The organism is Pseudomonas rustica (assembly GCF_049959085.1).
GTDB classification, from domain to species: Bacteria; Pseudomonadota; Gammaproteobacteria; order Pseudomonadales; family Pseudomonadaceae; genus Aquipseudomonas; species Aquipseudomonas rustica.
The window spans coordinates 5,306,286-5,325,337 of sequence record NZ_CP188200.1 but is presented as its reverse complement, the minus strand read 5'-3'; the positions used below and the strand labels follow the sequence as shown (position 1 = coordinate 5,325,337).

The following is a 19,052-nucleotide window of genomic DNA, read 5'->3' as shown; positions in this document are numbered from 1 at the left end:
ACTCCCGATCAGTTGGTGATGAATTTGGCGCTGACGTACGGCGCGTAGTCCGGCAGAACGGCTTCGACCTTGCCTTGTTCCTTGAGGAACGCAGCGGTGTCGGTGATGGCTTTGGTGGTCGGCGCGCCGAGGGTGACGACCTGATCAGCCGCGAGCGGGTAGACGTTGCCTTGCAGCAGCAGCGGAATATCACTGGCCTTGGCGCCGGAGAGTTTCACCAGTTTGTCGACGTTGGATTGATCGGCGAGCCAGGCTTTCGGGTCTTTGCGGTAGTCGGCGTAGGCGTCGAGGGTGACCTTGGCGAATGCGGTGACGATTTCCGGGTGCTTCTCGGCGAAGTCTTTGCGCACGATCCACGCATCGAAAGTCGGCGCGCCGAACTTGGCCAGTTCGCCGGAAGTGATCAGCACTTTGCCGTTTTCTTTGGCCACGCCGAGTGCCGGATCCCAAACGTAAGTGGCGTCGATATCGCCGCGTTTCCACGCAGCAACGATGGCTGGGGGCGCGAGGTTGAGGATGGTGACTTTCGATGGATCGATGTTCCAGTGCTTCAGTGCGGCGAGCAGGCTGTAGTGACCGGTGGATACGAACGGCACGGCGATTTTCTTGCCGACCAGATCTTGCGGGGTCTTGATGCCGGAACCGTCGCGGGCGACCAGTGCTTCGGCGGCGCCGATCTGGGTAGCGATGAGGAAGGTTTCGACCGGGACTTTGCGGGTGATCGCGGCGGTCAGCGGGCTCGAACCGAGGTAGCCGATCTGCACGTCGCCGGAAGCGATGGCGGCGATGATGTCGGCGCCGTTATCGAACTTGCGCCAGGCGATATCGGCTTTGGTGGCTTTTTCGTAAGCGCCGTCGGCCTGAGCGACTTTCGCCGGGTCAACGGTAGTTTGGTAGGCGACGGTGAGGTCGGCGGCCTGAGCCAGAAAACTAGCGGCAGCCAGAGAGGCCACGGCCAGCAGGCGAAGCGGGAAATTCAGTTTCATTGAAGAGCTCCATATCAGGCGACCGAGCGTCGGCGTGAAAGGAGACTAAATGATCTAAGAATCAGTAAATAAATAACTTTTTCGAATGAGCTTATGAGCGGAAAAATCTAAGAGCGAGGGAGCAGATCGTCCGCACGCTCTGCGTGGGAATGCAGCCGGTGACGCTCCGCGTCACCTGGACGCGGAGCGTCCCTTGAGGCGTTACCACGCGGAGCGTGGGAACGATCAATCTCGTTCCCATGTAGGAGCTGCCGAAGGCTGCGATCTTTTCACTGCCCCAACGCTTAATTGCTGATCGCCAAAATACTCGCCTGATACGACCCAACAAACACATCAAAATCCCCCACCTCGTTCTGCTCCAGCTCAGCCTGCGCCGCCAGCGAAGTACGCGCCAACTCCTCAAACTTCGCCTGCTCATCCGCCGCCAAAGGCTCGCTACGGAAAAACTCCGCGTGCGCCTGGCTCTGACGCAACGAGAACTGCGCAAAGCTTTCCTTATGCTCAGCCATCGCCGCCAAAACCTGCGCGGACGGTGTCAGGGACGGATCACTGACCTTGGCCAGTTGCGTATCCAGCGCCTTGCTGTGCGCATCGCCGCCATGGCTCTGATCCAGCAACGCCGCCAGCGGGGCGATTTGTTCCAGCAGTTCGGCAGCCCAAGTCTTCATCTCGACCGACTCACCGTCACGCTGCAACTCCAGACCCGGACGACGACCTTCTTTGACCACGCTGAGGAAGTTCGACGTGGCGTTGCCGCACGAGGTGTTGGTCAGCAGCGGGCTATCGTTCAGCGCGCAGAACAGCAGGAAAGCGTCGAGGAAGCGCGACTCGGTGAGGTCGATGCCCATCGGCAGGAACGGGTTGATGTCCAGGCATCGCACTTCGACGTACTGAATGCCACGGGCCACCAGCGCCTGAATCGGCCGCTCACCGGTGTAGGTCACGCGTTTCGGGCGGATGTTGGAGTAGTACTCGTTTTCGATCTGCAGGATGTTGGTGTTGAGCTGAACCCACTCACCATCCTTGTGCGTGCCGACTTCAACATACGGCGCGTACGGCGTGGCCACGGCTTTGCGCAGGCTGTCCGTGTAGCTGGCCAGATCGTTGTAGCACGGCGTCAGGCCGGCCTGAGCGTTGCTCTGGTAACCGAGGTCGCTCATACGCAGGCTGGTCGCGTACGGCAGATACAAGGTGTCCGGATCGAGTTGTTCGAGCTGATGGGAACGACCACGCAAGAAACCGGCGTCAAGCGCTGGCGAGGCACCGAACAGGTACATCAGCAGCCAGCTATAACGACGGAAGTTACGGATCAGCGCGATGTAGGAAAACGACTGGAAATCGCGATCCGTGCCGACAAACCCTTCGGTTTCGCGCAACAGCGGCCAGAGCTTTTCCGGCAGGGAGAAGTTGTAGTGAATCCCGGCGATGCACTGCATGGTCTTGCCGTAGCGCAGGGCCAGGCCCTTGCGATAGACGTACTTGAGCTGACCAATGTTGGAGGTGCCGTAATAGGCAATCGGGATGTCTTCCTCGGCCGGCAACGGGCACGGCATCGATGGACTCCACAGATACTCGTTGCCGAGTTTGCTGTAGGCAAAACGGTGAATCTTGTCCAGGCTCGCCAGCGTGTCGGCCGGGTCGGGCAGGGCGGGCGTGATGAATTCCAGCAGCGACTCGGAGTAGTCGGTGGTGATTTGTTCGTTGGTCAGCGCGGAACCCAAGGCTTCGGGGTGCGGCGTTTGCGCCAGGCGACCTTCGCTGGTCACGCGCAGGCATTCACGTTCGATACCGTGCAGGCACTGCTCGAGCAGAGAGAGGTTAGCGCGCTCGCCGAGCAGAGCCAGGCGGCGGTTGAGAAGTTCGCTCAATTTGGATTCCTTCACGCGTCAGTCGCCCCAATATGGGGGTGGGCAGGACGGTCTACAAGGGTGAAGTTGAAACTGGCGTTATCGCCTGGTTTTTCTAGCCGGTCAGCCGCACACATACCTGTAGGAGCTGCCGAAGGCTGCGATCTTTTGATCTTGCTATTGAAAAACAAAATCAAAAGATGGCAGCCTGCGGCAACTCCTACAGGATTCATTGCGCCGAAATTAACTCAAAATGATGACCGGTAGCTACAGGACAGCGAACGTGCCTTGTGCTTTTGCGACCAGTTTGTCGCCCTGCATCACGTCGGCTTCAACCACCAACGTGCGCCGGCCCGGGTGGATAACCCGCGCCGTGCACATGACCTCGCCGTCGGAAACGGCGCGGATATAGTTGATCTTGCACTCGATGGTCGCGCTCTGCTGATCGAAGCCGTGGGTGCTGGAACAGGCCAGCCCCATGGCGATATCGACCAGACTGAACAGCGCGCCACCGTGCAATTTGCCGCCGCGATTGCGCAGTTCGGGTTCCAGCACCAGGGCGACTTGCGCCACCCCGGTTTCCAGGCTGTGCAGGCGGCAGCCCAACAGCTTGAAAAACGCGCTCTCGACGAGCCCGGCCGGAATCTCCATCAGCGTTTCTTCAATTGCTTGGCGTTGGCGAACAGCGAGGCCATCGCATTGTTCACCGGCGCGGCGGTGGCGGTTTCCTTGCGTGGCGCGTTGTTCGAAGGCTGGCGCTGCGCCGAGCCCGGACGCGAGCCACGCGCACCGTCGATCTTCTCGCCCGGGGTGTCGCCCATGCGCATCGACAGGCCAACGCGTTTGCGCGGGATATCGACTTCCATGACCTTCACTTTCACCACGTCACCGGCCTTCACCGCTTCGCGTGGATCCTTGATGAATTTCTCCGACAGCGCCGAGATGTGCACCAGACCGTCCTGATGCACGCCGATGTCGACGAAGGCACCAAACGCGGTCACGTTGGTGACCACGCCTTCGAGGATCATCCCCAATTGCAGGTCTTTCAGGTCTTCAACGCCTTCCTGGAACTCGGCTGTCTTGAACTCCGGACGCGGGTCGCGGCCCGGTTTTTCCAGCTCTTGCAGAATGTCGGTGACGGTGGGCAGACCGAAGGTCTCGTCGGTGAATTTCTTCGGATCCAGACGCTTGAGGAAGCTTGCATCGCCGATCAGCGAGCGGATGTCGCGGTCGGTTTCAGCGGCAATACGCTGCACCAGCGGATAGGCTTCCGGGTGAACGGCCGAGGAATCCAGCGGGTTGTCGCCGTTCATCACGCGCAAGAAACCGGCCGCCTGTTCGAAGGTTTTTTCGCCCAGACGCGCGACTTTCTTCAGGGCTGCACGGGTTTTGAACGCGCCGTGCTCATCGCGGTGAGTCACGATGTTCTGCGCCAGTGTCGAGTTGAGGCCGGAGATACGGGCCAGCAGCGCCACCGAAGCGGTGTTTACATCAACGCCGACGGCGTTTACGCAGTCTTCAACTACTGCATCCAGACCGCGCGCCAGTTTCAGTTGCGAAACGTCGTGCTGGTACTGGCCGACACCGATGGATTTCGGATCGATTTTCACCAGCTCTGCCAATGGATCCTGCAGACGACGGGCGATGGACACGGCGCCACGGATCGATACGTCGAGATCCGGGAATTCCTTGGCCGCCAGTTCCGATGCCGAGTACACCGACGCGCCGGCCTCGGAGACCATGACCTTGGTCATTTTCATCGCCGGGTATTTTTTGATCAGCTCGATTGCCAGTTTGTCGGTCTCGCGGCTGGCGGTGCCGTTGCCGATGGCGATCAGGTCAACCGAGTGCTTGGCGCACAGGGCGGCCAGGATGGCGATGGTCTGATCCCACTTGTTGTGCGGCACGTGCGGGTAAACCGTGGCGTGATCAAGCAGCTTGCCGGTGGAGTCGACCACGGCCACCTTGCAACCGGTACGCAGGCCCGGGTCGAGACCCAAGGTGGCGCGTGGGCCGGCCGGAGCGGCCAGTAGCAAGTCGTGCAGGTTGTGGGCGAACACGTTGATCGCCTCGGTTTCAGCGCCGTCACGCAGCTCGCCGAGCAGGTCGGTTTCCAGGTGCGTGTAGAGCTTGACCTTCCACGTCCAGCGCACCACTTCGCCGAGCCATTTGTCGGCCGGGCGGTTCTGGTTCTGAATGTTGAATTGCTGGCCGATCATGCCTTCGCACGGGTGCATGGTGCCCGGCAGCTCGTCGCCGACTTTCAGCGCGGAGCTGAGAATGCCTTCGTTGCGGCCACGGAAAATGGCCAGCGCGCGGTGCGACGGCATGCTTTTCAGTGGTTCGTCGTGTTCGAAGTAGTCGCGGAACTTGGCGCCTTCCTCTTCTTTGCCAGCGATGACGCGGGCACTGAGGGTGGCTTCCTGTTTCAGGTAGTTACGCAGTTTTTCCAGCAGGCTGGCGTCTTCGGCGAAGCGTTCCATGAGGATGTATTTGGCGCCTTCGAGGGCAGCCTTCACATCGGCCACGCCTTTTTCGGCGTCGACGAAACGTGCCGCTTCGGTTTCCGGGGCCAGGTTCGGGTCGTTGAACAGGCCATCCGCGAGGTCGCCGAGGCCGGCTTCCAGGGCGATCTGGCCCTTGGTGCGGCGCTTCTGCTTGTACGGCAAGTACAAGTCTTCGAGGCGGGTTTTGGTGTCGGCAAGCTTGATGTCGCGCTCAAGTTGCGGTGTGAGTTTGCCTTGCTCTTCGATACTGGCGAGGATGCTGATGCGCCGTTCGTCGAGTTCTCGCAGGTAGCGCAGGCGCTCTTCCAGATGACGCAACTGGGTGTCATCGAGGCTGCCGGTGACTTCTTTCCGGTAACGGGCGATGAAGGGAACGGTTGAGCCTTCATCGAGTAGCGCGACGGCCGCTTCGACCTGTTGTGGGCGTACGCCGAGTTCCTCGGCGATGCGGCTGTTGATGCTGTCCATAAAACCACCTGACATATTGTGAAAGCAGGCTCGCAGGCGCGAAAATAAAGGCCCGGAGTCTGGTTGAGCGGCATGAAGATGGCCGCTGCCTGGGTCAAAAGGCACCCCATTGACCCGTGAAATCGAACAATTACTGCGGTTGCCATGAAAAAAACCGGCGATCACCTGCGGTAACGATTCAGACGTTGCCTGGCACAAAACGCCGCGCATTATAACCAGCGTTCTGCCATTCGGGGGTGTTGCAGTCTGTAGGCATAAACCCCGGTTTTCTGGCAGTGAAGGAAAAATCTGCTAACAATGCACACGGTGCGTATAACGGCAGCTACGCCATAATGCGCGCCGAGCTAAAAGGAGCATCTAATGAGCAGCACTGCACAAACTGCTGAAGGCGAAAAAATTCTTATCGTTGATGACGATCCGGGGCTGAGCAGCCTGCTGGAACGTTTCTTCGTCAGCAAGGGCTACCGCGCCCGTACCGTTCCGAACACCGAACAGATGGATCGTCTGTTGTCGCGTGAAGTGTTCAATCTGGTCGTCCTCGACCTGATGCTGCCGGGTGAAGACGGCCTGACCGCTTGCCGCCGCCTGCGCGCCGCGAACAATCAGATCCCGATCATCATGCTCACCGCCAAGGGCGATGAGATCAGCCGCATCAAGGGCCTGGAACTGGGCGCCGATGACTATCTGGCCAAGCCGTTCAACCCGGACGAGCTGATGGCCCGGGTCAAAGCCGTTCTGCGTCGTCAGGCCGCTCCGGTGCCGGGCGCGCCGGGCAGCGAAGACGAAAACGTCACCTTCGGTGATTACGTGTTGTCGCTGGCCACCCGCGAACTGAAGCGCGGCGACGAAGTGCACATGCTCACCACCGGTGAGTTTGCGGTACTCAAGGCTCTGGTGATGAACGCGCGTCAGCCACTGACCCGCGACAAGCTGATGAACCTGGCCCGTGGCCGCGAGTGGGATGCCCTCGAGCGTTCCATCGACGTACAGATCTCGCGTCTGCGCCGGATGATCGAACCCGATCCATCCAAGCCGCGCTACATCCAGACTGTCTGGGGCGTGGGCTACGTGTTCGTACCGGATGGCGCCGCCACTAAGTGATCGGCGATTTGTAGGAGCGGGTCTGTCGGGCCCGGGTTGAATGACCCGGCCCGCAGACTCGCAATCCGCAATATGCGAGCATTGCTCGCTCCTGCAAGTGTGTAGCGGTTATTCATGAAAACCCCCGTCTGGTTCCCCCAAAGTTTTTTCTCCCGCACCCTCTGGCTGGTGCTTATCGTCGTGCTGTTTTCCAAAGCGCTGACCCTGGTTTATCTGTTGATGAACGAGGACGTGCTGGTGGATCGTCAATACAGCCACGGCGTCGCCCTGACGCTGCGCGCTTATTGGGCCGCCGACGAAGAAAACCGCGCGAAGATTGCCGATGCCGCGACCCTGATCCGCGTGGTCGGCGCTGGCGTGCCGGAAGGCGAACAGCACTGGCCGTATAGCGAAATCTACCAGCGGCAGATGCAGGCGGAGCTGGGCGCCGACACCGAAGTGCGTTTGCGCATGCATTCGCCGCCGGCGCTGTGGGTTCGCGCGCCGAGCCTCGGTGATGGCTGGCTGAAAGTGCCGTTGTACCCGCATCCGTTGCGCGGCCAGAAAATCTGGAACGTGCTCGGCTGGTTCCTCGCCATCGGTTTGCTGTCGACGGCGTCGGCGTGGATTTTCGTCAGTCAGCTCAATCAGCCGTTGAAACGTCTGGTGTTTGCCGCGCGGCAACTCGGTCAGGGCCGCAGCGTGCGTCTGCCGATCAGCGATACGCCGAGCGAAATGACCGAAGTGTATCGCGCCTTCAACCAGATGGCCGAAGACGTCGAGCAGGCCGGACGCGAGCGCGAGTTGATGCTGGCGGGGGTTTCCCACGATTTGCGCACACCGTTGACGCGTCTGCGGTTGTCACTGGAGTTGATGGGCGATCGCAACGACCTGACTGACGACATGGTGCGTGACATCGAGGACATGGACGCGATTCTCGACCAGTTCCTCGCGTTTATTCGTGATGGTCGTGATGAATCGGTGGAAGAGGTCGATCTTAGCGATCTGGTGCGTGAGGTGGCTGCGCCTTACAACCAGAATGAAGAGAAAGTCCGTTTGCGTCTTGAGCCGATCCAGCCGTTTCCGCTGCGTCGGGTGTCGATGAAGCGACTGCTGAACAACCTGATCGGCAACGCCCTGAACCATGCCGGCAGCAGCGTGGAAGTTGCGGCTTATGTGAGCGGTGATGTCAGCGCGCCGTATGTGGTGCTGAGCGTGATGGATCGAGGGGCGGGGATTGATCCTTCAGAGCTCGAGGCGATCTTTAACCCGTTTACTCGCGGCGATCGTGCTCGGGGCGGGAAGGGCACTGGCTTGGGTCTGGCGATCGTGAAGCGGATTGCTTCGATGCATGGCGGCAATGTTGAGTTGCGCAACCGGTCTGGAGGAGGGCTGGAGGCGCGGGTAAGGTTGCCGCTTGGGTTGATGCTGCCGCGCGATGCCGTTTAAACCATAAAACCCTCACCCCAGCCCTCTCCCGGAGGGAGAGGGAGCTGACTGAGGTGTCTGGCGTCATACATCGACCTGAAATTCCGAGTCGATTATGGATTCGGTAAAGATCGATCATGTCGGCGGAGTTTTCCAATATCCCCCAATCAGTCCCCTCTCCCTTCGGGAGAGGGTTAGGGTGAGGGGCTCTTGCTCTTCGCTCTAGCCCTTGCCTTTGGTGCGCGTCATATTCGGCCCACCATTCTTTTCCAGATGCTCAATGATGATCCCCGCCACATTCTTCCCGGTAGTGGTCTCAATCCCTTCCAGCCCCGGCGACGAGTTCACTTCCATAACCAGCGGCCCGTGATTGGAACGCAGAATATCCACACCCGCCACCGCCAGGCCCATGACCTTCGCCGCACGCAACGCGGTCATGCGCTCTTCCGGCGTGATCTTGATCAGGCTCGCGCTGCCGCCACGGTGCAGGTTGGAACGGAACTCACCCGGTTTCGCCTGACGCTTCATCGCCGCGATCACCTTGTCGCCGACCACGAAGCAACGAATATCCGCGCCGCCCGCTTCCTTGATGTACTCCTGCACCATGATGTTCTGCTTCAGGCCCATGAACGCTTCGATCACCGATTCCGCAGCGGTCGCGGTTTCGCACAGCACCACACCGATGCCTTGGGTGCCTTCCAGCACTTTGATCACCAGCGGCGCGCCGTTGACCATGTCGATCAGATCGGGAATGTCATCCGGCGAGTGAGCAAACCCGGTGACTGGCAAACCGATGCCGCGACGCGAGAGCAATTGCAGCGAACGCAATTTGTCCCGGGAACGGGCAATCGCCACCGATTCGTTGAGCGGGAACACCCCCATCATTTCAAACTGACGCAACACGGCGCAGCCATAGAACGTCACCGACGCACCGATCCGCGGAATCACCGCGTCGAAACCTTCCAGCGGTTTGCCGCGATAGTGGATTTGCGGCTTGTGGCTGGCGATGTTCATGTAGGCGCGCAACGTGTCGATCACTACCATTTCATGCCCGCGCTCGGTTCCGGCTTCGACCAGACGGCGGGTGGAATACAGACGCGGGTTCCGCGACAGCACAGCGATCTTCATGCAACACCTGTGGAGGAGGTAGATACCGGGAACACCGGCTTGTCTTGTACATATTTGATACCCGGATTGACCACCAACTGGCCGTCGATCAGGGCTTTGGAACCGAGTAACAGGCGATAACGCATGGACTTGCGGCAGGCGAGGGTGAACTCGACCGGCCAGACCCGATCACCCAAGGCCAGGGTGGTGCTTATCACGTAGCGCACCTGCGCATGGCCGTTGGAGCTTTTAATGGTTTTGCGCGTCACCAGCGGCGCTTCGCAGCGGCGGTGACGTAACTGCACCACCGTGCCCAGGTGCGCGGTGAAACGCACCCACTTTTCGCCGTCGCGTTCGAACGGTTCGATATCGGTGGCGTGCAGACTGGAGGTGCTGGCACCGGTGTCGATTTTCGCCCGCAGGCCCGCGACTCCCAAATCCGGGAGCGCCACCCACTCGCGCAGACCGACAACGGTCAAATGGTCAAATGTCTTCAATAGATAAAAACCAACGATTAACGCGTCCAGGCCTCAGGTGCTACCTGGGCCAACGCTTTGAATGCAGGTCTGGCGAACCAATAGCCTTGCATCAGAAATATTCCACAGTCCGCCAGGAAATCCCGTTCACCGGCGCTCTCAATGCCTTCGGCAATGACTGTAACGTCCAACTCCGCACAGATTGTGACAATCCCCCGAACGATCGCCTGACGAACACGGTCGCGATCGACATCGCGGATCAGCGCCATGTCGAGTTTGATCAGATCCGGTTGGAAATCAGCCAGCAGATTGAGCCCCGAATAACCGGCACCGAAGTCATCGATGGCGGTCTTGAAGCCGAATTCGCGGTATTCACGCAGAATATTGGTCAAATGGCGATAGTTATCTACGTGCTCGCTTTCCAGGGTTTCGAAAATCAATCGGTCGATCGGGAAATTGTGTTTTTTTGCCGCCTCCAGAGTGCTGCGAATGCATAACTCTGGACGATAGACCGCGTTGGGCATGAAGTTGATCGACAAGTGTGTCTGCATATTTAGAGTGGCCGCGCCTTCGATGGCGCGGGTGCGGCAGAGCTGGTCGAAACGGTAGCGGTTGTCTTCTGTAACTTGATCCAACACGGTGAACGCGCCTTCACCGGCCACACCCCGAACCAGCGCTTCGTGGGCGAAAATCGACTGATCGCGCAGATCGACGATGGGTTGATAGGCGAAGGCAAACTCGAAGCCCAGCGGCTCGCTTTGCTGGCAGCCTTGGCAACCGGCCTTGGGCGAAGTTAATGAAGATGGAAATTTTGTCACTCGATCTCTCCGTGCCGATGAACCGGCCTGGATCACAGTCTATCTGGAGGGCCGGGTTGTTGCGCCCGACAGAAACGGTAGTACAGTTCCGACTACTGGCTGACCGAGGAATTCATATGGCGCAAAAACAGGAAGAGGACGACAAGGTTCGTCTCGACAAGTGGCTGTGGGCCGCACGTTTCTACAAGACTCGCGCGTTGGCCAAAGCCGCCATCGAGAGTGGCAAGGTGCATTGTCGGGGTGAGCGCTGCAAGCCTGGCAAAGAGCCACGCATTGGCGATGAGTTCGAGATTCGTATGGGGTTCGAAGTGCGTACGGTGAAGGTTGAGGCGCTGTCGATCGTGCGCCGCGGTGCGCCCGAGGCGCAGACGTTGTACGCGGAGACTGCCGAGAGTGTTGCCAAACGTGAGGCGGCAGCGGCGATGCGCAAGGCGGGCGCGTTGGGCATGAGCACCGATGGCAAACCGAGCAAGAAACAGCGGCGGGATTTGTTCAAGTTTCGTGGCAGCAGCCACGACGAGTGAGAGCAGTCGGTGCTGGCCTTTTCGCGAGCAGGCTCGCTCCCACATTTGACCGAGTCGTATGAACTCTATGCGGTCGCTGTGGGAGCGAGCCTGCTCGCGAATCGAGGGCCCAACCCTCGCCGGAGTCAACGCGGATCAGGCGCTACGCACCACACTCATCCGCGACACCACCGGCAACTTGCCCAGCAGCGCAAAAACCGGCGCCGTCACCTTCAACCAGATATTCGCCGCGTGATACGCGAACGGCGTGTAATAACCCCAGCCCAACGCCCACACCGCCAGCAAAACCCCACCGATGTAATCGTCCTGGCCCCAATGCGCACCAGCCACCAGTCGCGGCAACATGAACAACACCGCCAAACCCCACACCGTCAAAAATTGCCCGACCGTACGGCTGAACACGCCCATGAACAGCGCCCAGATCAACAACACCGAGGCGTGATCACCGGGGAAACTCTGGCTGGAGCGATCTTTAATTTCCCAGGTTTTTTCCAGATCCGGGAAGTAGTCGCTGATGTGCACGGCGCCCTCAAGCACCATCGACGGGCTGCTGTGCTGCCAATCCATAGAGTCGGCGAACTTGGAAAACAGTGCGCGAATCACCACCATCAACAACAGAATTGACAGAAAACCGAAAAAAGCCCGGCGCACGTCAATCGCCTTGAACACCCAATCGCCCTTGATCAGCAGCGTCAGCAGGATCAGGCCAACGACGATGTCGAACGGACGCATACTTGCAATTGCCCAGATGTGGAGCCATATGGGGTTGCTGGCCAGCGGTGTATTGAGTGAGCGAAACAGCCACTCGTCGAAAATCACACACAGCGCGTTGCCCGTAGGCCATAACCAGAAAGCCAGTAGTGCTAATGGCACCACGTTGCACAGAACCAGCCGGCCGAGGTTCCACCTTGATTGGAACAAACCCGGATTGTTCATAAAATGCCTCCCATGGCAGAGCAGTCGGCACCAAAAGGGGTGCCAAGAAGCGCAAATTTTCACGTCTTGTAACCATTTTGTCACCACTTTCAGATACCCAGACCTATGACCGACCTACCGGATACCGATTTCACCCAACGCTTCATCTTCGATGACAGCGACACCCGTGGCGAACTGGTCGCGCTTGAGCGCAGCTACGCCGAAGTCCTCGCCAAGCACCCGTACCCGGAGCCGGTTGCGCAATTGCTGGGCGAGCTGATGGCCGCCGCCTCGTTGCTGGTGGGCACCCTCAAGTTCGATGGACTGCTGATTCTGCAGGCGCGTTCCGAAGGCCCGATCCCGATGCTGATGATCGAGTGCTCCAGCGACCGCGACATCCGTGGTCTGGCGCGTTATCACGCCGATCAGATCGCCCCGGACGCAACCCTCGCCGACCTGATGCCGAACGGTGTTCTGGCCCTGACCGTCGACCCGACTGTCGGCCAGCGCTATCAGGGCATTGTCGACCTCGACGGCGAAACCCTGTCCGATTGCTTCACCAACTATTTCGTCATGTCGCAACAGGTCGGTACGCGCTTCAAGCTGTTCGCCGACGGTCGTCGCGCCCGTGGTTTGCTCCTGCAGCAATTGCCGGCCGATCGTCTGAAAGACGAAGAAGATCGCGCCGCCAGTTGGCAGCACATCACCGCGCTGGCCACCACCCTGACCGCCGATGAATTGCTCAGCCTGGACAACGAAACCGTGCTGCATCGCCTCTACCACGAAGAGCAGGTGCGTCTGTTCGATGTGCAGAATCTGCGCTTCCGTTGCAGCTGCTCGCGGGATCGTTCGGGCAATGCGCTGGTCAGTCTGGGTCTGGAAGATGCGCAAGCGTTGGTCGCCGAACAGGGTGGCACCGTCGAGATTGATTGCCAGTTTTGCAACGAGCGCTACCTGTTCGATGCAGCCGATATCGCTCAATTGTTCGCTGGCGCAGGTGTCGACACGCCATCCGACACCCGGCACTAAAACGGTTCAGCGCAGGTAAATTCACTGCTCAAACGCGCAATTACGCCGTTACGACGGGAGGGCCCTACTCTTTTTGGGCGTTTCTGGCATAATCCGGCCCACTTTTTGTCGCGGTAGTAGTGCACGACTTTCTACTACAAAACGTTTGGAGCACACTCGGCCACTGGCCGACGGGGAATCTCATGACGCAAGCCAATAACGCCGTGTACACCGATCTGAGTGTCGATGATCTGGTAAAAGAAGCCTTGAATCGCGGTGAGGGCGAGCTTGCCGATACCGGCGCTCTGGTTGTTCGCACCGGTCACCGCACCGGTCGTTCGCCTGTTGACCGTTTCATCGTTGAAGAGCCTTCCACCCAGGCCGCTATCGCCTGGGGCCCGATCAACCGCAAGTTCCCGGCCGACAAGTTCGACGCGCTGTGGGCTCGTGTCGAGGCGTTCAACAACGCGCAAGAGCACTTCGTTTCCCACGTGCATGTAGGCGCAGCTGAAGATCACTACCTGGCCGTGAAGATGACCACTCAGACTGCCTGGCAGAATCTGTTCGGTCGTTGCCTGTTCATCAACCCGGCCCAGTACAACCCGGCCGGTCGTGAAGAGTGGCAAGTGCTCAACGTGGCCAACTTCGAGTGCGTGCCTGAGCGTGACGGCACCAACTCCGACGGTTGCGTGATCCTCAACTTCGCACAGAAGAAAGTACTGATCGCCGGCATGCGTTACGCCGGTGAGATGAAGAAAGCCATGTTCTCCGTGCAGAACTTCCTGCTGCCGGCCGCTGACGTGCTGCCGATGCACTGCGCTGCCAACATCGGCGAAGAAGGCGACGTGACCCTGTTCTTCGGTCTGTCGGGCACCGGTAAAACCACCCTGTCGGCCGACGAAAGCCGTTACCTGATCGGTGACGACGAACACGGCTGGGGCGAAGGCGTGGTGTTCAACATCGAAGGCGGTTGCTATGCCAAGTGCATCGACCTCTCCGAGAAGAACGAGCCGGTTATCTGGAAAGCCATCAAGCACGGTGCTGTACTGGAAAACGTCGTTATCGACGACGCCAAGCACGCCGACTACGCCGATGTCAGCCTGACCCAGAACAGCCGCGCCGCTTACCCGCTGGAGCACGTTGCCAAGCGTTCCGAGCAGAACCTCGGTGGCGAGCCAAACGCGGTGATCTTCCTGACTTGCGACCTGACCGGCGTGCTGCCGCCAGTGTCGATCCTCAACGAAGAACAAGCGGCCTACCACTTCCTGTCCGGCTACACCGCACTGGTGGGCTCGACTGAAATGGGTTCGGGCAGCGGCATCAAGTCGACCTTCTCCACCTGCTTCGGCGCACCGTTCTTCCCGCGCCCGGCTGGCGAATACGCAGAGCTGCTGATCAAGCGCATCCGCGGCTTCGGTTCGAAGGTTTACCTGGTCAACACCGGCTGGACCGGCGGCGGCTACGGCGTCGGCAAACGCTTCAACATCCCGACCACCCGCGCGGTGATCGCAGCGATCCAGAGCGGCGCGCTGATCGGTGCTGACACCGAACACCTCGACACCATCAACCTCGACGTGCCACTGGCCGTACCGGGCGTTGAAACCAACCTGCTCAACCCACGCAACACCTGGGCTGACAAGGCTGCGTACGACGAGGCTGCCAAAGCACTGGCCGGTCTGTTCATCGAGAACTTCAAGAAGTTCGAAGTGAGCGACGCGATCAAGGCTGCCGGGCCGAAGTTGTAAGATTGGTTTGATGTGAATGAAAAAGCCGCCCTTTTGGGGCGGCTTTTTTTTGGGTGATCAGAAGGTACGAAAAGCAGGTGCCATCCTTTCCTGCTCACTTCTGGACATCCCAAGCGCATTAGCGATCTCCGACCAAACACGGATCACGTCTTGAGTGCGCTCAATGATGTCTGCTGAATCCTCATGGCTAACCCGAAAATAACCAGCGACTTCCCTCGCCAGCTCTAAGTCCAACGCGTTGTCAGAATCAGTGATGTTCAGCTTCAACCCATCCGCATGCGCCACCGGATTCATGTCGTAGGCTGCCGACAATCGCCATCCCCGCCCAGGATCGAAAATAAACCCATGATTCCGTAGGTGGTCATCGGTATTGGATACGAGGATGTTGAAGACGATTCGTGACCAGAGTTCACGGAGGTCGGTGTTGGGTTCCGAGCCGTGTTCCATGATTACTTCCGCCAACTCTAGATAGCTGGCGCCGGTTGAGGCGTCGTCGCCATCGACGCGGTTGGTCATGGTCATAGCCGATGCAAAGTGATGTCGGCCGCCGCGTTCGGTTCGGTCAAAACGCTTCACCAGGAAGCAGTGGTGATCGCTTGCGTAGCGTCGGGCCATGCCGGTGGCAACACGTAGGCCACAATTGAGCGCCAAAGCGTTTACTACAAATTCCCAACCACCTACATCGTAGTCATCTCTCATACTTGGGAATTTGGCGATCCACAGTTGGCCGAACTCGTCGACGACGCTGGCTTTCGGCCTGGCGCCGCCCAGTGAGCCGCCTGGTGCAATGAGCATTCTTAGCCATTCGCGGCCATCGATGGCTGTGTTGTCCCTATCGTTTTCCAAGGCGAGACTTGCCTGCTCTAGGGCGCGTAGTTCGACAAAGGGTGGGGCGGCAACGCCGTCGCGGTCGTCGAGGAAGTTGCCTGCGTCATTGAGTTTGTAGCGAAGGGCGCCGACACGGAACAGGTCGTGCACGCCAAGCAGGTAATCGGATTCAAACAACTTGCTGTTGCTGGGAAGTGAGCCGTCGCGAATGTCCCTCTCTAGACGGCGCTTCATCAGCATTTGGCCCCAACGATCAGGGCTCGAGTCTGCAAAGGCGCCAAAGCGGCTCTGATGTTCCCCGGGGAATTGGCGGCCTTCGAAGGGGCCGATGCGCGGGTCTAAAGTTATGAAACTCAACTCGGGATCGGCCAGCGCCTTAGGGTCGTATTCAAATTCGAACACGTTGGTGTTGCGTGTTTTCCTTGCATGCAAAAATCCGAGGCGTCTGGCGCCTTTCAAGGATTCCCAGTCTGCATAAACAGCAATCAGCGTCATTCTTCACCTGTTGGGGGGCCGGCCTTTTTCTTCTTGTTCAAAAGGCTGGAAAGTGAGTGTGTGTTGAGTGGGAAGTCAGCCGGAATTTTCGTGGTGGTGGCGGCATCGGTAACGTTTGAAGTCCCGACGTGTTCGGATGCGCCCTTTTTTACCGCACTGGCTGCTCGTACTCGCTGGGGCTTTTTGGCTGGGGATCGTGTTGCAGGCATTAACTGCGCATCCTGCAATTGGCGTCCCATCTCATCGGCTGCAGCGAGTTTGTTCAGATCCTTCTCCAACCCCAACACTTGCATGACCGAAAGGTAGGCACCGATGGTCACTCCTGATCCTCCCGTCTCCACATTGCGCAAGGTTGTCAGCGACATGCCGGAGCGTTCAGCGACTTGTTTGGCCGTCAATTTCCGGCGCAGGCGAGCGAGTTTCAGGCGTTCGCCTAAGTCGACCAGAAGTCGAGCAGTAGAGGGCAAAAGCGGCGCTGTTTTCTTGGCCATGTGGCAGTATTCCTTCATTTTTCAACCTTAACTGCCAGAATAATAGCACTTAAGTTGAAAAATGCAGGGCTGGGCGGATCTGCAGTATTTAAGTTTTTAAATGGCATTATTCCAACTATTTTTACGATATATAGCCAGAATACTTCCACTTAAAGGAGGGTAGTGATTGCCAGTCAGTTTTTGTTTCGACTGTGTTTTCTAGGGCTGACTCACGTAAAGGAAGCGGCTTGTCGGTATCGGTGCGCTGGGTTTCCAAACCTTCAATATGAAGGCTGGCCAAGTAGTTCGAGCGGCGTACCTTGTCGTAGTAGGCTTGCTTTTGCTCAGACGACAAAGCGGTCTTGTCGTCTGTTTCCGGTGTAAAGGTCGGACTGGAAGCGTGACGCTCCCTGCGTAAGATCTCGTCCATTTCCTGGACGCTTTCCATCAGCTCATCAAAAAACTTGCTCATGGTTACTCCGATGGTCAATTGCCTTATTTACCGCTCTCGACGAATAGGTGAGAGCTGTGTGATCACTCAAGCTCCGGTCGGAGCTTTCCAGTTGAGCATTTGCTGCTGGGCAACTTGCAGCAGATCACAACCATCCTGCGTCAGCAGATAGAGGGCGTGGGTGATGTGGGGGATGTCTTCGACGTCGGCTTGTTTGAAGTTGAGGCAGTAGAGGGTGCGTAGCAGGTCGCTTGATGCGCGTAAGCGCTGGACGGCGCATTCGAGGATGTCTTGCGGGTTGGCTTCTGTGTCGATGATCAGTGGGTTGGTGTCAGTGAGATTGGATTCGAGTGTTCGGTAACGATCAGTGGTGAATTGATTCCATGTTTTCATTTTATTGATCCTCAATTGCTTCCGGGAGAAGCCACCACATCGTGACCAAGCGACAGGAGGCGACTGTGTTCGGGTTGGTCAACCGGTGAGGATCGTGCACATACCCGGCACACCCGAAGGTGTCCCAAACACAGTCACCATAAACTGCAGGCAATTGAGTGCCGGCAGCATACAGCGCATGCGTACGCACGATCCATTCGGGTGACCAAGCCCGAGTCGCTGGTTGGCAGCGACAGTCACAACTATAGATTCGCGCCCTCAAATCCCGATAGTCGACGAAGCGGTCTGTCCTTGTAGGAACTGGACGAAGATTGCATCGGACGTTCCTACCGATCCTTCAACGTTTTTCAACGCAAATGCACATACGCAGAAATATCCAGCAAACTCGTCGCCAACCCAGTAGCCGGTTGGTAAATCGGGCCTTTCACAGTCGAGAACGGCACGCCTTTGCTGCCGAGGGAAACATAACGTTCGCCCTGATCCAGTTCGGTGAAGTAGGTGTAGGAATAGTTGTGCATTAATTGATATCTGGCCTCGTCGCGGGCGATGCCGTTGGTGAGGTTTTCCAGGTCGGTCTGGGTCAGGTTGAGGGTTTTGTCGAGTGTTGTGCCCCAGCGCTTCAGGCAGATCTCAGCCAGGTGGCGAACGATGCGGCCGGGTTCGGCCAGCACTTTCAGGTCGCTGGCATTGGTCGGCACGCCGCCAGTGGAAGTGGCGTTGCCCGCGAGGGTGGCATGGCGACCGGCCATTGGATAAATGGAGGTTTTGGTGCCGGTGGCGGTTTGCGGGATCACGCAGCTGAAACCTTTGGAGCGCTCATCGCGGGCGTAGACGCCGACGTACTCTTTGACGTTGTTGCCGAGTTTGACGCGTTGCTCCTGAAAGTTGGCGATGCCCGGCACCGGGTCAATCGCAAAGATGTTCACCGGAATGTTTTGCAGTGCACTGTCCTTGAGCATCGCATTGGCCAGCATGTGGCAACTAATGCCGCCACGACTCCAGCCTACCAGGTTAACCGTGGTCGGAATAACGCCATCTTTACGGAAAGTCTTGATGATTTGTTCCTGTAACTTCTGTTGGGTGACGCTGCGGTCGCCGTAGTTATATTTACGCCAGAACCAAGAGCCTTCGACTTTTACATCTTCGATGGGAATGCCGGCGGCTTTAAGTCGGTTGTACTCGGCTTCGGTGAGTTGTTCACGTTGCCATTCACATTGGCCTTTTATGATGTTCATGGCGTGCTGAACGTTTTCTTCCCAGCCCTTGCCGAACAGCGTGCCGCTTAGGCCGTAGTCCTTGTTTTCGGTGAAAAGATCATCGGCCTGCAGGTTGCCGCTGCCGGGGCCGTCGACGACGATCCATTCAGCGAACTCGCGGCCTGTATGGTGAGAGGCGAGGGTGGAAACCAGTTCGCCGTCCCAGAAGTTTTCATGTTGGGTATCGAACTTGTTAGAACCTGTGCCGCAAAAAAATATAGTGACGACTGTCATGATGTTGACCTTGTTG

Annotated in this window: 18 protein-coding genes; 5 read left to right on the top strand and 13 right to left on the bottom strand. The window is 58.4% G+C overall.

Translation table 11 applies throughout. The annotated features are described in order from the left end of the window. Positions 1–8: 8 nt before the first annotated feature. The 4 genes from tauA to ACP3TY_RS24245 all read right to left on the bottom strand — a co-directional run bounded on the left by tauA (position 9) and on the right by ACP3TY_RS24245 (position 5,808). Positions 9–986 (bottom strand): taurine ABC transporter substrate-binding protein, encoded by a 978-nt coding sequence (gene tauA, locus ACP3TY_RS24260; protein ID WP_159812001.1) that lies wholly within the window; start codon positions 984–986, stop codon positions 9–11. A gap of 284 nt (positions 987–1,270) precedes the next feature. Beyond that, complete coding sequence (gshA, locus tag ACP3TY_RS24255) at positions 1,271–2,854, bottom strand: glutamate--cysteine ligase (RefSeq protein ID WP_212544757.1); 1,584 nt, start codon at positions 2,852–2,854, stop codon at positions 1,271–1,273. Positions 2,855–3,100: 246 nt separating this feature from the next. Further along, positions 3,101–3,484 carry a PaaI family thioesterase gene (locus ACP3TY_RS24250; RefSeq protein ID WP_053116527.1) on the bottom strand — a complete coding sequence of 128 codons (384 nt, stop codon included), beginning with the start codon at positions 3,482–3,484 and terminating at the stop codon, positions 3,101–3,103. Further along, positions 3,484–5,808: a Tex family protein gene (locus ACP3TY_RS24245; protein WP_282358868.1), complete on the bottom strand. Its 2,325-nt coding sequence runs from the start codon at positions 5,806–5,808 to the stop codon at positions 3,484–3,486. Before ACP3TY_RS24245 ends, ACP3TY_RS24250 begins: the two co-directional genes overlap by 1 nt. Positions 5,809–6,168: 360 nt before the next feature. Here ACP3TY_RS24245 and ompR point away from each other — a divergent pair, with 360 nt between their 5' ends. After that, complete coding sequence (ompR, locus tag ACP3TY_RS24240; RefSeq protein ID WP_008080479.1) at positions 6,169–6,909, top strand: two-component system response regulator OmpR; 741 nt, start codon at positions 6,169–6,171, stop codon at positions 6,907–6,909. A 114-nt stretch (positions 6,910–7,023) separates the two neighbouring features. Beyond that, positions 7,024–8,337, top strand: coding sequence for an ATP-binding protein (locus ACP3TY_RS24235; protein ID WP_053116529.1), 1,314 nt, complete (start codon positions 7,024–7,026; stop codon positions 8,335–8,337). Positions 8,338–8,538: 201 nt separating this feature from the next. On the opposite strand, the gene rimK is transcribed toward ACP3TY_RS24235, so the two are convergent. The 3 genes from rimK to ACP3TY_RS24220 all read right to left on the bottom strand — a co-directional run bounded on the left by rimK (position 8,539) and on the right by ACP3TY_RS24220 (position 10,717). Next, positions 8,539–9,444: a 30S ribosomal protein S6--L-glutamate ligase gene (gene rimK / locus ACP3TY_RS24230; RefSeq protein ID WP_007949201.1), complete on the bottom strand. Its 906-nt coding sequence runs from the start codon at positions 9,442–9,444 to the stop codon at positions 8,539–8,541. Beyond that, a complete protein-coding gene (locus ACP3TY_RS24225) occupies positions 9,441–9,860 on the bottom strand; it encodes an ATP-dependent zinc protease family protein (RefSeq protein ID WP_231982547.1) in 420 nt (139 codons plus the stop codon). The genes rimK and ACP3TY_RS24225 overlap by 4 nt, the downstream gene beginning before the upstream one ends. A gap of 77 nt (positions 9,861–9,937) precedes the next feature. Continuing rightward, entirely contained in the window at positions 9,938–10,717 is a 780-nt protein-coding gene (locus tag ACP3TY_RS24220) for an EAL domain-containing protein (protein WP_053116530.1), read from the bottom strand. A gap of 116 nt (positions 10,718–10,833) precedes the next feature. On the opposite strand from ACP3TY_RS24220, the gene ACP3TY_RS24215 reads away from it, so the two are divergent. Next, a complete protein-coding gene (locus ACP3TY_RS24215; protein ID WP_053116531.1) occupies positions 10,834–11,241 on the top strand; it encodes an RNA-binding S4 domain-containing protein in 408 nt (135 codons plus the stop codon). 135 nt (positions 11,242–11,376) lie between these two features. Here ACP3TY_RS24215 and ACP3TY_RS24210 read toward each other — a convergent pair whose 3' ends face one another. Next, on the bottom strand, positions 11,377–12,177 hold the full coding sequence (locus ACP3TY_RS24210; RefSeq protein WP_159812006.1) for a phosphatase PAP2 family protein: 801 nt from the start codon (positions 12,175–12,177) through the stop codon (positions 11,377–11,379). 105 nt (positions 12,178–12,282) lie between these two features. Between ACP3TY_RS24210 and hslO the strand changes: the two genes are divergently transcribed. Together hslO and ACP3TY_RS24200 are read left to right on the top strand one after the other, a co-directional pair. Then, positions 12,283–13,185: an Hsp33 family molecular chaperone HslO gene (hslO, locus tag ACP3TY_RS24205; protein WP_008080485.1), complete on the top strand. Its 903-nt coding sequence runs from the start codon at positions 12,283–12,285 to the stop codon at positions 13,183–13,185. A gap of 182 nt (positions 13,186–13,367) precedes the next feature. After that, positions 13,368–14,909 (top strand): phosphoenolpyruvate carboxykinase, encoded by a 1,542-nt coding sequence (locus tag ACP3TY_RS24200; RefSeq protein WP_053116533.1) that lies wholly within the window; start codon positions 13,368–13,370, stop codon positions 14,907–14,909. 57 nt (positions 14,910–14,966) lie between these two features. Here ACP3TY_RS24200 and ACP3TY_RS24195 read toward each other — a convergent pair whose 3' ends face one another. From ACP3TY_RS24195 to ACP3TY_RS24175, 5 genes are all read right to left on the bottom strand, one after another. Next, entirely contained in the window at positions 14,967–16,232 is a 1,266-nt protein-coding gene (locus tag ACP3TY_RS24195) for a type II toxin-antitoxin system HipA family toxin (protein WP_282357695.1), read from the bottom strand. Beyond that, a complete protein-coding gene (locus tag ACP3TY_RS24190; RefSeq protein ID WP_426618663.1) occupies positions 16,229–16,723 on the bottom strand; it encodes a helix-turn-helix domain-containing protein in 495 nt (164 codons plus the stop codon). Before ACP3TY_RS24190 ends, ACP3TY_RS24195 begins: the two co-directional genes overlap by 4 nt. A 121-nt stretch (positions 16,724–16,844) precedes the next feature. Beyond that, a complete protein-coding gene (locus tag ACP3TY_RS24185) occupies positions 16,845–17,174 on the bottom strand; it encodes a YhfG family protein (RefSeq protein ID WP_282357693.1) in 330 nt (109 codons plus the stop codon). 66 nt (positions 17,175–17,240) lie between these two features. After that, positions 17,241–17,546 carry a hypothetical protein gene (locus tag ACP3TY_RS24180; protein WP_426618662.1) on the bottom strand — a complete coding sequence of 102 codons (306 nt, stop codon included), beginning with the start codon at positions 17,544–17,546 and terminating at the stop codon, positions 17,241–17,243. A 347-nt stretch (positions 17,547–17,893) separates the two neighbouring features. Further along, on the bottom strand, positions 17,894–19,036 hold the full coding sequence (locus ACP3TY_RS24175; RefSeq protein ID WP_426618661.1) for a hypothetical protein: 1,143 nt from the start codon (positions 19,034–19,036) through the stop codon (positions 17,894–17,896). Positions 19,037–19,052: the final 16 nt, after the last annotated feature.

What these genes read in the sequence shown, in the direction of transcription:
- hslO (WP_008080485.1), top strand. Translation starts at nt 12,283, where the DNA reads ATGACCGACCTACCGGATACCGATTTCACCCAACGCTTCATCTTCGAT.
- ACP3TY_RS24250 (WP_053116527.1), bottom strand. Translation starts at nt 3,484, where the DNA reads ATGGAGATTCCGGCCGGGCTCGTCGAGAGCGCGTTTTTCAAGCTGTTG.
- ACP3TY_RS24215 (WP_053116531.1), top strand. Translation starts at nt 10,834, where the DNA reads ATGGCGCAAAAACAGGAAGAGGACGACAAGGTTCGTCTCGACAAGTGG.
- ACP3TY_RS24175 (WP_426618661.1), bottom strand. Translation starts at nt 19,036, where the DNA reads ATGACAGTCGTCACTATATTTTTTTGCGGCACAGGTTCTAACAAGTTC.
- ACP3TY_RS24245 (WP_282358868.1), bottom strand. Translation starts at nt 5,808, where the DNA reads ATGGACAGCATCAACAGCCGCATCGCCGAGGAACTCGGCGTACGCCCA.
- ACP3TY_RS24210 (WP_159812006.1), bottom strand. Translation starts at nt 12,177, where the DNA reads ATGAACAATCCGGGTTTGTTCCAATCAAGGTGGAACCTCGGCCGGCTG.
- ACP3TY_RS24180 (WP_426618662.1), bottom strand. Translation starts at nt 17,546, where the DNA reads ATGAAAACATGGAATCAATTCACCACTGATCGTTACCGAACACTCGAA.
- ACP3TY_RS24235 (WP_053116529.1), top strand. Translation starts at nt 7,024, where the DNA reads ATGAAAACCCCCGTCTGGTTCCCCCAAAGTTTTTTCTCCCGCACCCTC.
- ACP3TY_RS24195 (WP_282357695.1), bottom strand. Translation starts at nt 16,232, where the DNA reads ATGACGCTGATTGCTGTTTATGCAGACTGGGAATCCTTGAAAGGCGCC.
- ACP3TY_RS24190 (WP_426618663.1), bottom strand. Translation starts at nt 16,723, where the DNA reads ATGGCCAAGAAAACAGCGCCGCTTTTGCCCTCTACTGCTCGACTTCTG.
- ACP3TY_RS24200 (WP_053116533.1), top strand. Translation starts at nt 13,368, where the DNA reads ATGACGCAAGCCAATAACGCCGTGTACACCGATCTGAGTGTCGATGAT.
- ACP3TY_RS24185 (WP_282357693.1), bottom strand. Translation starts at nt 17,174, where the DNA reads ATGAGCAAGTTTTTTGATGAGCTGATGGAAAGCGTCCAGGAAATGGAC.
- rimK (WP_007949201.1), bottom strand. Translation starts at nt 9,444, where the DNA reads ATGAAGATCGCTGTGCTGTCGCGGAACCCGCGTCTGTATTCCACCCGC.
- ompR (WP_008080479.1), top strand. Translation starts at nt 6,169, where the DNA reads ATGAGCAGCACTGCACAAACTGCTGAAGGCGAAAAAATTCTTATCGTT.
- tauA (WP_159812001.1), bottom strand. Translation starts at nt 986, where the DNA reads ATGAAACTGAATTTCCCGCTTCGCCTGCTGGCCGTGGCCTCTCTGGCT.